A 13,365-nucleotide genomic window follows, 5' to 3' on the forward strand; every position below is an offset into this window, starting at 1 on the left:
AAAAAAGCGCCGTCGGCTAAGCGGCGCTTTTTTGTTTCAGACGATGTCCGGTGTGATCCGGATCAGCGTTGGAACCGGCGCACCGAATGCCGCCCGTACAGCTTGCTGCATCTCGTCCAGACTAGTGGGTGCTGCAGACAAGGCACCAAACGCCTCAGCCAGTTTGCAGAAATCAGGATTTCGCGCGACGACCGCATTGGGGGCGATCTGACCACGGACCATGCTGTCCTCGATCTCCTTCAGCTTGCCGTTGTCCCATAGGATGATCGGCAACGACAGACCAAGCTCGACCGCGACCCCCAGCTCCATCATGGTGTAGTGAAAACCATAATCTCCGGCGATGACCGCCGTAGGCTTACCAGCGCGCGCAACCGCACCGCCTATTCCGGCAGGCAAGGCATACCCAAGTGTTCCGAAACCTGTGGGATGATGCCAATGGTACGGAAAGGTCATATCCCAGACTTCTTTCGCAACATACGCAAATTGTGTCATGTCCGAATAGATCATGCAGTCGGCGGGGATCGCCGCCCGCAGCGCATCAATAACCGGCACAAGACCGGGTCTTTCGGCGTCCACCTCCGCACGCCAGCGGGCACGCGCCTGCGCGACCTCTTCCGGCGTCCAGCCAGAGGACGGCTTTACATGGTCAATCGAGCTCCACAATGCATGTGCAAAGCTCTCTCCATCCGTCTGCAGCTTGACCGCAGCCCGGTGATGATCGGATAGCACCACAGGGTCGATATCCACGCGGATAAGATTTCCACTATGCCCCAGCTTATCGCGCCACAGATCAACTTCGCCCAGTTCAGCCCCAACTGCGATGACCAGGTCGGCGGAGGCAATGACGTCCACACTGCTGGGACGCGGCAGGTATGCTCCGAAATCCAGCGGATAGTTCAAACCAGCCAACCCGCGACCCGCATATGTGGTAAAGCACGCAGCCCCCAATTGGGTCAGAATTTGCCGCCACAGGTTCGACCGCGTCCCACCACCCAAAATAAACAGCGGCCGGCGCGCAATGTTCAACATAGAAAGAACCGGCGCGACATCCGGTGGCAACGCCTTTGTGCGCAACCCAGCCTGATTGGGGAACGGGGCTGGGTCGGCCTCGGATTCAAGCTGCGCGATCGGGATCTGGATATGTTTCGGTCGCGGTCGGGACAGCTCGAACTCTTCAAAGGCGCGTTCGACTAGGCCGTAGGCTGCCTGCGCTGTATTCGCTTGAAGGGACCAGTCGGCCACGGTGTCCGCCGCTGCGCGCTGATCTTTCATCTGGTGCAACTGACCCTGCACAGCCTGCGTTTCGTCGAGGCACGAGGAAAGAACAAGCATAGGAACAGAATCCGTATAGCCCTGCCCCATCGGTGTCATGATGTTGCACAGACCCGGCCCCGTAATCACATAAGCCACACCCGGTTTACCCGTTGCACGCGCATAGCCATCGGCCATAAACCCGGCGCCTTGTTCGTGACGCGCCAGAACGTGGGTAATACCGGCCTCTTCGATACCGCGATACATCTCTTGGTTATGCACGCCGGGAATGCCAAAAATGACGTCCACGCCTCGGTCCCTGAGCATGTGCGAGATTTGCGCGCCAAGGGGTCTTTTCATCAACTTCTCCAGAATTGAGCAGTAAATAGCGCGTAGACTGCCAGCAGCTCTAACCGTCCCACCAGCATTCCGATGGACAATAACCACTTGGCCGTATCGCTCAGCCCGGCAAAGTTTCCTGCAGGACCGATCTGATCGCCAAGGCCCGGTCCGACATTCGCCAACGCCGTGGCTGCACCTGAGACCGAAGTGATAAAATCCAGCCCAGTCAGCGCCAACGCCCAAGCCAGAATGCCCATCGACAACACGAAGAACATGAAGAAACTCATGACCGAGGTCAGAACATCCGTGCCGATCGGCCGCCCATCATAGAGCGGCATGAACACACCATGCGGAGAGCGGATGCGCCGAATTTGGGTTTTGATCGACGCAAACAGCAACTGGTATCGGAAAACCTTGATCGAACAAGCGGTTGAGCCAGCACAGCCACCGATCAGGCCAACCAAAAAGAACACCATCACGGGAAAACTACCCCAAGTCATGTAATTGACGCTGGCATAACCCGTCCCGGAAATGATCGAGGTGATGTTGAACAGCGACTCTCGGAATGCTTTCTCCCAATGATGTGGGAAAACCGCCAGCAAGAACACCGTCATGATGATGACCAGAACAATGATGGTCGCCAGAAAGGTGCGAATCTGGCTGTCTTTCCAAAGCGAGCTTGTATGACCATTCGCCAGCTGCACGTAGCGTACAAACGGCAAGGCCGCCAAAATCATGAAGACAGATGCGGCATATTCGGTCGGGCCTGAAAACGTAGCGAACGACGCATCGTAATTCGAAAACCCGCCTGTCGCGATTGTCGTCATTGCGTGCACCACGGCGTCAAAGAACGACATGCCAAATCCCGCGTATACCAACGCGCAGACAAAGGTCAGGAAAACATAAATCAGTGAAATCTGCCCCGCTATCTCTTGCGCGCGAGGTAGAATTTTCCCCATTGTTTCAAAACCTTCCGAGCGGAAGATCTGCATGCCCCCGACGCGTAGCTCGGGCAGGAAAACCATGGCGACAACGATGATGCCGATGCCACCCAACCATTGCAACACACCGCGCCACAGCAGCAAGCCCTGCGGTAAGTCGTCTAGCCCCGAAATCACGGTCGACCCCGTTGTCGTCAGGCCGGACATCGCCTCGAAATAGGCATCAACAAAACGCAGCTCGGTCTCGCCGAACAGGAACGGGATCGCGCCGAAAAAAGGCAGGGCCACCCAAACACCAGTGGTCAGCAAGAACGTCTGGCGAATGGTCAGCCCTTCGCCCACACCGTTCGAACAGCTCATCGCCAGGATGACACCTGTCAGGACGGTTATGATCCCGCTTTCCAGAAAGACATGCCATTCGCCGCGGCCCTCGATGAGGTCCGCAAGCAAGGGTAGCGACATGGTCGCCCCAAGAATGGCGACCAAAAGGCCAATCACATATCCAACCGGGCGCATGTCCGTCATGAGGCGCAGCGTTGGCGTGCCAACACGACCGAGTCAAGCAGGTGCCTGGATTTACTTTCCTGTTTTGCTTGCCGGAGAGGGCATCGCAGGCGGTTTAGATGGCGCTCGCGTTCGTCGCACAGGTGCCTCAGACACGGCCGCCTTAGGCGCTGCAGGCTTTGGCGTGACGGTCTTGGCAGCCGGTTTCGGCGCAGCGGCCTTGGTCACGGTGGCTTTGGGTGCTGCAGGTTTGTTCACAGCCGGTTTGATAACCGGAGCTTTCGCCGCCTTTGGCTTTGGCGCGGCTTTGGCCGCGGCTGGTTTAGGAGGCGCCGTTTTAACCGTTGCCGTCTTGGGTGCTGCCACTTTCTCAGCAGCCGGTTTCGGTGCCGCGGTCTTGGCCACCGGCTTAGGTTCAGCCGGTTTCGGAGCTGCGGTCTTGGCCACTGGCTTAGGAGCAGCCGGTTTCGTCACCGCAGGTTTTGGAGCTGCAGTTTTCGCGGCGACAGGTTTCGCCGCAGCTGGTTTCGGGGCGATTGGCTTAACTTCGGGCGCTTTCTCTGTGGCTACTTTTGGAGCGACCGTCTTGGCAACTGCAGGCTTAGGCGCGGCAACTTTGGGCTTGGTCGGTTTCGCAACCGGAGTGCGCCCTGCCCGCGCCGCAGGCTTGGCAGCCTCAGCTTTTGCGGTCGGCGCGGCGCGTTTGGGCGCTGCACGGACCGTCTTCGCCTTGGCCACCGTCGCCTTTGCTGGCGCAGCCTTGGGCGATTCGGACACCGTTGTGGCTGCCGGTGCCGCGGCTTTGGCAACTTTGGGCTTTGCAACCGGGGTGGGTTTTGCTTTAGCGACAGGCTTGGTGGCTGGGGCTTTTGGCTTGACCGCAGGCTTTGTAGGTGTCGGCGCAGGCGCAGCCGATGAGATGTGCAAAGCATGTACCGGAACGAATGGCAGCTCTAATGCCGAGGTGGCAATAATCTGCATTATTTTCATCTGGTTGCTGACCGCGTAGCCAGCCATGCGAATGGCGGCCGCCTGAAACTCCAGCGGCTGGGTAATGGGGTTCATACGCTATTTCTCCTCTGAAAACGACACAGCCGGGAACGGAGAGAAGAGCTCTGTCCCGCCCAATTTCTCAGGCGGGATGCGATGTCGTGCACTATCGAGCGTCGCACGTTTCAGCGTCCTTCACGAGTAGCAGTAACCGCTGGAAAGCGGCCTTTGCCACGGCTGCAGTCATGCACAGTCTACTTGAAAGAATGTGCGCGCGCAGCAATTATTGCCGCACTGCGGCAAAAACGTGCCTGAAGGCTGGTTCTGAGACTAAATTAACTCACCCAACGTGAAAGAGCGTGGTGAACAACCGTGGGTCCAGACTGGCAGAGACGAATGTAGGACCTTCTGTCAAAACGGACACCGCATCATGGCTGTGCAGGCTTTCCTGATGACTTGCAACAACGCGGAAGTCACCAATGTGATGGTCCGCCAAAAGCTCGGCGCAGAACAGGCGGGCCGCATCTTCAACAAATATGGGGTTCGCCGCGTTCAGCTCGGCAAAGGCCTGTTCGTCCTCACGCTTGACCATGACCTGAGTTTCGGTCGGAACTGCCCTGCGGCACAATGCGATCAGATCCTCGAACCACAGGCAGTCTGCGTCGCAATCCAGAACGATGGAAATTCGCGCAACCGAGCGCTGGGAATGCGGGGTTGCCAACTGACCGCGCGTCGACCGGGCATGTTCGCTCAATTCCAACGAACACGGGCAGGTCGATGAATAGACATAGTCCAGGTGCATGATCTTCTGACGCACGCCATTTTGTTCGACCAGTTCAAGCGCGATGTCATAGTACTGGTACCCTTCCAGCCCCGACCGCAGGCTTTTCACCTTATCCGGATACGAGAACCGCATCTGAATGCGCGCATCAAAGCTGTCCAGATCGTTCATGTAATCGTCCAGCGCGGCCTCGATGACCTCAAAGCTGAATGTACGCTCAGCGTGCTTGTAGAACGAGCGCATGATCCGGGACATGTTGATGCCCTTCTTTTCGGCCTCTAGGCTGACAGTCCCGGTGACCGAGGTCTCAAGTGTCAGGTCGTCACCGTTTTTCCGATGAAACCGGATCGGCAAACGGAAGTTAGAGATACCGACATGTTGGATCTGCTGTTTGGCACCACGGATCAGGCTGGACGGCCCGTTCTGAAGATCCGGCAATGAAGCACGATAGGCTGCATCAACCTTAAACCTTTCGGGGTAATCGCGCGACAACGACGGATAATTCTCAGGAACCAATCCCGGCACCAGACGCGCAATGGCAGGATCAAGCTGGCTGATCTCGGCCTCGGTCGCAGATACGGCCCATTTGCGCAGGGTTTTCAGTGCTGCGGCGGCCTCATCATGGTCGGGGGCGTCGTCAATGTCACGGGGGTGCACGTTCATCGATCAGGGTTCCTCGGGGTTGGTCGCCGGACTATATACAGCTTGGGCGCGTTTTCCAGTTTATCCGTATACGCCGGAAAACACAGCCCGGATCGATTTTCGGTGCGGGATGAGCAATTTACCACCCCACACACGGTCCTTTGATCCGGCTTTTATCAGCCTTGACGCAACGTTTACTGCTGAGAAACGTCCAATGCGCGTTCAATATCGGCAAGAAGATCGCCTGCATCTTCAAGTCCCACCGAAAAGCGGATCAGGCCGGGCGTGATGCCAAGCTCGTCTTTTTGATCGTCCGTCAGGCGCTGGTGCGTGGTCGTTGCGGGATGGGTCGCAATCGATTTGGCATCACCCAAATTGTTCGAAATCACCGGAATCGTCATTGCATTCAGGAACTTGAACGCAGCTTCTTTGCCGCCCTTGATATCCAGCGACAGAACCGTGCCACCTTTGCCGCCCAATTGGCTGTGGACCAGCGCGTTCTGCGCATGGGTTTTCAGGCCCGGATACAAGGTACGCTCCAGCGCCGGGTGCCCTTCAAGCGCCTCGGCAATGGTCTGCGCCGACTCGGCCTGAGCGTTAACCCGCAGGGCCATCGTCTCAAGGCCCTTCAGCATGACCCATGCGTTAAACGGGCTAAGCGCGCCGCCTGTATGCTTAAGGTAGGGTTCGATCGTACCACGGATGAACTCCTTGGTGCTGATGATGACTCCTCCAAGCGCACGCCCCTGCCCGTCGATATGTTTGGTGGCCGAATAGACGACGACATCGGCCCCCTGCTGGATCGCGCGCGAGAACACGGGCGTTGAGAAGACATTATCCACGATTACTGTCGCGCCGACCGCATGCGCCAGCTCGGAAACGGCTTCGATATCAATGACCTCAAGCGTGGGGTTCGACATGGATTCGAAGAACACCGCCTTGGTTTCCGGGCGAATTGCAGCTTTCCATTCATCCAGGTTTGTTCCGTCGACAAACGTCACGTCGACCCCGTAGCGGGTCAGGATGTTTTCGAGAATATAAAGGCACGAACCAAACAGCGCCTTGGCAGAAACCACGTGGTCGCCAGCCTTTAACATGGCCGTCAGGGCCGCGTTTACGGCTGCCATGCCCGATGCGGTCGCAAAAGCGTCCTCGCCGCCTTCCAACGCGGCAATACGCTGTTCGAACATCGACACGGTCGGGTTGCCATAACGGGCGTAAATGAACTCATCCGGTCCGGTCTCAATAAACCGCGCCTCGGCCTGTTCGGCGTTTTCATAAACGAAGCCCTGGGTCAAAAAGATCGCCTCGGATACTTCGTTGTATTGACTGCGACGGATACCGCCATGGACGGCTTGGGTGCGTTTGTTCCAGCTCTCGCTCATCTCAATCCTCTCGACCCTTGTCTGGCAAGGGCATCAAAAAAACCCCAGACGCGGTCAAGCGAAAGGGGCCTTTCATCCTGACCTTTTAGCGGTGATGTTTAGCGTGGCCCGCAATCCGGTAACAAATCGCCACGTAGTACCGATGGCCTTACGCTGCACTTGCGAAGGCGTCAAGCCCGCTGTGGGTTCAGTCACGGTTTCGTAACACTTTACACCTGCCCCTTGCCCAACCGCCTGAAACCCTCATGATCGCCTCAACTTGAGGAGAGACCATGATTGATCTGTATTTCTGGCCCACGCCGAATGGCTGGAAGGCGTCCATCGCCTTGGAAGAGATGGAGCTGCCCTACACCACCCACCTGATTAATATCGGCAAGGGTGACCAGTTCGATCCCGAATTCCTGAAGATTGCGCCCAACAACAGAATGCCAGCCATCGTTGATCCAGATGGCCCGGGCGGTGAACCGATTTCCGTCTTCGAAAGCGGTGCCATCCTGATGTATCTGGCCCGTAAGACCGGCCGGTTCTATGGCAAGACCGAGCGTGACCGGATCGCGGTCGAAGAATGGTTGATGTGGCAGATGGGTGGAGTTGGTCCCATGGCAGGTCAGGCACATCATTTCCTGAAATACGCGCCGCAGTTGGAGCCACCGCAGGATCTGCCCTACGCCAAAGATCGCTACCGCACCGAGGTCGGGCGGCTTTACGGGGTTCTCGACCGGCGACTGGCCGAAAACGAATACGTCGCGGGCGATTTCTATTCCATCGCCGATATCTCAATTTGGGGCTGGGCAAGCCTTTGGGAAGGTCAACAACAGGTGCTGGAAGACAAACCCCATTTCACGCGTTGGCTGGAAACCGTCAGCGCGCGTCCGGGTGTTCAGGCGGGGCGCGCCCTGCATGCGGATTTGCGCGGAGATCACCGAGACAAGCAATCGCAGAGCAATTTGTTCAAGCGATGAGCATCGTCGCAGACTGAACCTGTCAACGGTTACCTCTGGGCCAGAGAGCTAACGGCTCAAATCATTCCTCTGTCGGCGGAACAGCCCGCTGATAGAGATGCCATGTCGTGTGCCCAAGTATTGGCAGGGTGAAGATCAATCCCAAGAATGCTGGCACCAGTGACAACAGCATGGTGACCGAGATGATCGCAGCCCAAGTCAACATGACCACAGGGTTCTCGCTAACGGCACGCAGCGAGGTGAGCATTGCAGTTATAAAATTTGTCTCTCGGTCCAGAAGCATGGGCATGGCAACGACAGTGACCGAAAACAAAACCGCCGACAAAAAGGCGCCAATTCCGGTGCCTATGAGAAGGAACAGCCAGCCTTGCGGCGTAAAGAAGACCGAGTTCAAAAACCCATCGAAATCCGAGAAAGAGGCGTTTTGCAAGATAATCGCCAGCCAAAGCCGGACCTGATAAATCCAAACCCAGAAGATGAATAGGGTAACGAAAGCCATCCAGCCCATTTCGCGCTTACGTTGATCTGCCATGACGGTCAGAATGTCAGACCAGCCGAAATCCTCGCCTTTTTGCAATCGACGCGACATCTCATATAGCCCTGCAGCCGCAAAAGGCGCGATGAGCGGAAAGCCCACAATGGCGGGAATGATCATCCAGATCTTGCCCAGCCAAACCATGACCCACACTATCAGAATTCCAAACACTGCATAGAACAGGCCGAAAAAGCCGCTCATGATTGGGCGCGCCAGAAAATCGGAAAATCCGGCCTTTAGCGACGCGCGAATATCATCTGCAGTGATCGTGTTGACGCTGTACCTGTCCGGCTGCGGTGGCGCCAATTTTTCCGGCGGTGTGGAACCTGCGGTTTTGGATGTCATGACGCATTCCTCCCCAATCGTGGCGGCGCATTGACCTGCGTGTCGGCAGATCCGGCGGCGTAACAGATGTCCTATGCTCAAAACTGTGCATCAGCTCTGGCCCTTGAGCAAGGCCAGAGTGCCGATCCGTGTCGATAGCCTAGGCCGCCCCCTCCCCTCGCACCAACACGTCCAACATCCCCGAGATATCCTCGATCTCTTCCGCGATTACATGGGTTACTGAATGTGCCCTTTGCATGCGGCCCGTGACCCTTAGCAATCGCCCCGAGATCACTGCACGGCGGAATTGTTCGTAAATTTTGCGCCAGACAACCACGTTCACGATACCCGTCTCATCTTCGAGCGTGACAAAGATCACACCCTTGGCCGTTCCCGGCCTCTGTCGCAGGATAACCAGCCCCGCAACGGTGACCCGCGCGCCCTCGGGCGGATCATCCAGCCGGTTGGCAGGAAGGCACGCAGGCGGGCGTGGCCAGTCTCGGTTTGAAACTGCGGGGCGAACAGGCGCAACAAGCATAGGAACAAAGATAGAACATACATCAAGAATGTCCAGTCGCGGCATGTCGAGTCGCAAATGAGGGTGGAAAGACCTAAATGCCTTGACTAAGGAAGGTTTCGAACATCGAAAAAGGAAGACGCACGCAATGGCAAAGATCACCTATGTCGAGCATGGCGGTACCGAGCATACAGTCGAGGTCGCCAACGGACTGACCGTCATGGAAGGGGCCCGTGACAACAACATCCCCGGCATCGAGGCCGATTGCGGCGGCGCTTGCGCATGCTCGACCTGTCATGTCTACATCCACCCCGACTGGGTCGAAAAAGTTCCGGCCAAAGACGACATGGAAGAAGACATGCTGGACTTTGCCTACGAGCCCGACCCTGACCGCTCGCGCCTGACCTGCCAGATCAAGGTCACCGACGCGTTGGACGGGCTGGTCGTGCAAATGCCGGAAAAGCAAATCTGATGTGGTCCAAAGCGCCGCGCCTGCTTAGTCGCCTCTGGCGAGGTCAGGTTCGCGGCGCATGGATGGCTTTGTGCCTGTGGCTGGCGGGGGCCGTTACTGCGACTGCGGCAGACACGATCGTCGCTGCGCGTTACACGGAACCCACGACGCGTTACGCCCACGGGGTGTTGGGTGACGCGATCGAGTATGGCGCCCTCGAAATAACAGTCGAAAGCGCTTCGTCAAAGACACCGGCGGACACCCCGAATGAGCGTTCGACGCGAACAATTCGGTTGCCAATGGACCGCGTGTTCGAAGACCTTGCCCCCCGTATATCGGACGTAGATCTGGACGGGTCTTTCGAGGTTATTGTCGTTGAATCCCAGAAAGACACCGGCGCGCAACTCGCAATCTACGATGCGTCTGGTAAGAAGATTGCCGCCACTCCACACATCGGGACCCGGTTCCGCTGGCTTGCCCCTGTAGGCATCTGGGATATGGACAACGATGGACATATCGAGATCGCCTATGTTGACCGTCCACACTTGGCTAAAACGCTGCGCATTTGGCGTTACCAGAACGGAGAGATTCGCGAAATCGCATCGCTCCCGGGGCTCACGAACCACCGTATTGGCGAGGCCTTCATCAGCGGCGGATTGCGGTATTGCACTGAGGGGCCTGAATTTATCGTCGTCTCTGCGGATTGGAGCGACATCATGAGCGTAAGATACGATCGTGAGTGGCAAACCCGTCGTGTCACCGATTTTTCCAAGGACGCAATGTTACGCGTCCTGTCCTGCGAAGAATAGCCAACCGCAGCCCGCTTAAGCGGGCTGCCCAGCCCAAGGCCTATGTCATCGCATCTTTGATGCAATGACAGGGCGCGGGAGCTTTTGGTTTACAGAGCCCGCCAACCAATATCGCGACGGAAAAAGCCCTGAGGCCAGTCAACCCCATCAACCATCGCGTAGGCATTGTCTCGCGCTTCCTGAAGGGTGTTGCCCCGCGCGGTTACGTTCAAAACCCGACCGCCTGCGGCCAGAATTTGGCCCTCGGCCTCTTTGGTGCCTGCGTGGAACACCATATTCCCACTGTCTTCGGGAAGTGACGCTAAACCACCAATCACGCTGCCTTTTTCGTATGAACCAGGATAGCCATTTGCCGCCATTACAACGGTCAGAGCGTGATCATCCGCCCAGTTCACGCGCGCCTTGGCCAACCGTCCCTCTGCCGCGGCGTGCATCAGGTCCATCGCTTGTGCGCCAAGACGCATCATCAGGACCTGACATTCCGGATCACCGAACCTGACGTTGTATTCAACCAGACGCGGTTGACCGTCCTTGATCATCAATCCTGCGTACAGAACGCCCTGAAATGGCGTTCCACGACGTTTCATTTCCTCAATCGTGGGTCGCACGATCTGCGCCATTGCGCGTTCTTCGATTTCGGCGCTCAACACAGGTGCCGGGGAATAGGCGCCCATACCGCCAGTATTGAGGCCCGTGTCACCTTCTCCGACGCGCTTGTGATCCTGCGCTGTGCCGACAGACAGGACATTATCTCCGTCACACAGCACAAACAACGATGCTTCTTCACCATCCATGAACTCTTCGATGACAACTTCTGCGCCTGCGCCGCCAAAGGCACCGCCGAACATGTCATCAATCGCGTCCAGGGCGGTTTGTTCGTCCATCGCCACGATAACACCTTTGCCTGCCGCAAGGCCGTCGGCCTTGACCACAATAGGTGCCCCCTGCGCGCGGATGTAATCCTTGGCGGGCGCTGCTTCGGTAAATCGCGCATAAGCAGCGGTCGGAGCGCCCGCAGCATCGCAGATTTCCTTGGTAAAGCTCTTGGATGCCTCTAACCGAGCTGCTTCAGCCGAAGGTCCAAACACAAGAATTCCCGCCTCACGCAGGCGATCCGCGACACCTGCTGCAAGCGGCGCTTCGGGCCCGACAATCACAAAGTCGATCGCATTTTCTTCGGCAAAGCTGACAACGGCACCGCCGTTTTCAATATCCAGCGCAGCGCAGTCTGCGATCTGGGCAATTCCGGCATTACCAGGGGCCACGATCAGACGATCGCATTTCGGGTTTTGCATCACCGCCCACGCAAGGCTGTGTTCGCGCCCTCCACTGCCGAGAATGAGGATATTCATAACTGCTCTCCGATCTGCTTGGCCTCGCCTGCCGCGCGTTCTAAGCTGGGTATGCATTTGACACAAGGCGCTGAAATGTCCGATCTGCTTGATGACCCAATCCCCGGCCAAAACACCCCCGAATACTCGGTTTCGGACATTTCGGGCGAGGTAAAGCGCACCCTCGAAGGTGCCTTTGGCCGAATCCGTGTGCGCGGAGAAGTGGGCCGCGTGTTCAAGGCACGTTCGGGTCACCTGTATTACGACATCAAAGATGACCGGAATGTTCTGGCTTGCACCACTTGGAAAGGACAAGTCGCAGGCCTTTCCGTTGTACCCGAAGAAGGGCTTGAGGTCGTCGTAACCGGCCGCCTCACCGCTTTCGGCGCCCAATCCAAGTACAACATGAACGTCGACGAAGTCGCTGTTGCTGGACAAGGCGCACTAATGGCGCTGTTGGAAAAGCGCAAAAAGCAGTTGGAGGCCGAAGGTCTTTTTGCACCCGAGCGCAAAAAGCCGCTGCCCTACCTGCCCCAGATTATCGGTGTCGTGACATCGCCGTCCGGTGCGGTGATTCGCGACATCCTGCATCGCCTGCGGGATCGGTTTCCGCGAAAGGTGCTGATTTGGCCGGTGGCCGTACAAGGTGCCAACTGCGCGCCCGAGGTAGCAAACGCAATTCAGGGGTTTAACCAACTGTCCCCCGGCGGAGCGTTACCTCGCCCGGACCTCATCATCGTTGCCCGAGGCGGCGGATCAATCGAAGACCTATGGGGCTTCAACGAAGAGGTTGTGGCGCGCGCCGCGTCAGCCTCGGCCATCCCATTGATTTCAGCGGTTGGGCACGAAACGGACACCACGCTAATTGACTTCGTTTCAGACCGCCGCGCCCCAACGCCCACCGCTGCAGCCGAGCTGGCGGTACCGGTCCGCATGGAGCTTCTTGCCTGGACCGGAGAACAGGGCGCACGGCTTTCGCGGGCTGCATCAGATGCTGTTCAGCGTCGTTCTCAACGCCTGCGGGATCTTTCGCGCGCTTTACCACGCCCAGACAGCCTGTTGAATTCTCCACGGCAACGCCTTGATTTAATTGCAGACCGTCTGACACCTGCACTGGATCGGGGGATACAAAACCGCCATCTGCAAGTCGTGAAACTGTCGGGGCATCTGCGTCCTTCGACCCTCCAGAGCCTGATCAAGTCGCGGCAAGACGCCATACGAAACCTGTCATCCCGCCTGTCCCTGCGTCCAATCCAGCGAGAGATCGAACAACAGCGCCAAAACCTGATCCGATTGTCCGAGCGTATGAACGCCGCACAGTCCACGCGGTTGGATCGGATGCGTCAGAACCTTGAGGCAACGGATAGATTGCGCGAAACCCTGAGTTACAAAGCAACCTTGGACCGCGGATATGCCGTGGTCCGGGCCGGAGGTCAGGTTCTGACAACCAAAGCGCAAGCAACGAAACATACCGCTTTCGAGATTGAATTCGCCGACGGCCTTCTGGCTACCGGCCCGTCATCACCCCAAAAGACCAGCGCAAGGAAGCCCGCTAAAAAGGACGCACCGGATCAAGGCACGTTGTTCTAAGTAGGGTCGT

At 57.4% G+C, this 13,365-nt stretch carries 12 protein-coding genes and 1 riboswitch; of the genes, 5 read left to right on the plus strand and 7 right to left on the minus strand.

Features of this window, described 5'->3' with window-relative positions:
* Positions 1 to 36: 36 nt before the first annotated feature.
* Together ACR0DG_RS10820 and ACR0DG_RS10825 are read right to left on the minus strand one after the other, a co-directional pair.
* Complete coding sequence (locus ACR0DG_RS10820) at positions 37 to 1,611, minus strand: thiamine pyrophosphate-binding protein (RefSeq protein WP_480697724.1); 1,575 nt, start codon at positions 1,609 to 1,611, stop codon at positions 37 to 39.
* The gene (locus ACR0DG_RS10825) at positions 1,611 to 3,059 is read right to left on the minus strand and encodes a TrkH family potassium uptake protein (protein WP_480697726.1); all 1,449 of its coding nucleotides are present in this window, start codon (positions 3,057 to 3,059) and stop codon (positions 1,611 to 1,613) included. The genes ACR0DG_RS10820 and ACR0DG_RS10825 overlap by 1 nt, the downstream gene beginning before the upstream one ends.
* Between ACR0DG_RS10825 and ACR0DG_RS10830 the strand changes: the two genes are divergently transcribed.
* On the plus strand, positions 3,058 to 4,047 hold the full coding sequence (locus ACR0DG_RS10830) for a hypothetical protein (RefSeq protein ID WP_480697728.1): 990 nt from the start codon (positions 3,058 to 3,060) through the stop codon (positions 4,045 to 4,047). The two genes, ACR0DG_RS10825 and ACR0DG_RS10830, sit on opposite strands and share 2 nt — an antisense overlap.
* 321 nt (positions 4,048 to 4,368) lie before the next feature.
* On the opposite strand, the gene folE2 is transcribed toward ACR0DG_RS10830, so the two are convergent.
* Both folE2 and metZ read right to left on the minus strand, forming a co-directional pair.
* Positions 4,369 to 5,472, minus strand: a complete 1,104-nt coding sequence (gene folE2 / locus ACR0DG_RS10835; RefSeq protein ID WP_480697729.1) for a GTP cyclohydrolase FolE2 — start codon at positions 5,470 to 5,472, stop codon at positions 4,369 to 4,371.
* Positions 5,473 to 5,645: 173 nt separating this feature from the next.
* A complete protein-coding gene (gene metZ / locus ACR0DG_RS10840; RefSeq protein WP_480697731.1) occupies positions 5,646 to 6,836 on the minus strand; it encodes an O-succinylhomoserine sulfhydrylase in 1,191 nt (396 codons plus the stop codon).
* Between the two features lie 65 nt (positions 6,837 to 6,901).
* A riboswitch (SAM riboswitch) is annotated at positions 6,902 to 6,979 on the minus strand.
* 129 nt (positions 6,980 to 7,108) lie between these two features.
* Here metZ and ACR0DG_RS10845 point away from each other — a divergent pair.
* Positions 7,109 to 7,798, plus strand: coding sequence for a glutathione S-transferase N-terminal domain-containing protein (locus tag ACR0DG_RS10845; RefSeq protein WP_480697733.1), 690 nt, complete (start codon positions 7,109 to 7,111; stop codon positions 7,796 to 7,798).
* Between the two features lie 61 nt (positions 7,799 to 7,859).
* On the opposite strand, the gene ACR0DG_RS10850 is transcribed toward ACR0DG_RS10845, so the two are convergent.
* Positions 7,860 to 8,678 carry a DUF2189 domain-containing protein gene (locus ACR0DG_RS10850; protein ID WP_480697735.1) on the minus strand — a complete coding sequence of 273 codons (819 nt, stop codon included), beginning with the start codon at positions 8,676 to 8,678 and terminating at the stop codon, positions 7,860 to 7,862.
* Positions 8,679 to 8,817: 139 nt separating this feature from the next.
* Positions 8,818 to 9,195, minus strand: coding sequence for an OB-fold nucleic acid binding domain-containing protein (locus ACR0DG_RS10855; RefSeq protein WP_480697895.1), 378 nt, complete (start codon positions 9,193 to 9,195; stop codon positions 8,818 to 8,820).
* A 127-nt stretch (positions 9,196 to 9,322) separates the two neighbouring features.
* Here ACR0DG_RS10855 and ACR0DG_RS10860 point away from each other — a divergent pair, with 127 nt between their 5' ends.
* Complete coding sequence (locus ACR0DG_RS10860) at positions 9,323 to 9,646, plus strand: 2Fe-2S iron-sulfur cluster-binding protein (RefSeq protein ID WP_480697737.1); 324 nt, start codon at positions 9,323 to 9,325, stop codon at positions 9,644 to 9,646.
* Positions 9,646 to 10,434: an FG-GAP repeat domain-containing protein gene (locus ACR0DG_RS10865; RefSeq protein WP_480697739.1), complete on the plus strand. Its 789-nt coding sequence runs from the start codon at positions 9,646 to 9,648 to the stop codon at positions 10,432 to 10,434. Before ACR0DG_RS10860 ends, ACR0DG_RS10865 begins: the two co-directional genes overlap by 1 nt.
* An 89-nt stretch (positions 10,435 to 10,523) precedes the next feature.
* On the opposite strand, the gene purD is transcribed toward ACR0DG_RS10865, so the two are convergent.
* Positions 10,524 to 11,786 carry a phosphoribosylamine--glycine ligase gene (purD, locus tag ACR0DG_RS10870; RefSeq protein ID WP_480697741.1) on the minus strand — a complete coding sequence of 421 codons (1,263 nt, stop codon included), beginning with the start codon at positions 11,784 to 11,786 and terminating at the stop codon, positions 10,524 to 10,526.
* A gap of 75 nt (positions 11,787 to 11,861) precedes the next feature.
* Here purD and xseA point away from each other — a divergent pair, with 75 nt between their 5' ends.
* Positions 11,862 to 13,355: an exodeoxyribonuclease VII large subunit gene (xseA, locus tag ACR0DG_RS10875; protein WP_480697743.1), complete on the plus strand. Its 1,494-nt coding sequence runs from the start codon at positions 11,862 to 11,864 to the stop codon at positions 13,353 to 13,355.
* The last annotated feature ends 10 nt before the right edge of the window (positions 13,356 to 13,365 follow it).

The sequence above is a fragment of the Ruegeria sp. BG8 genome, from assembly GCF_056538325.1.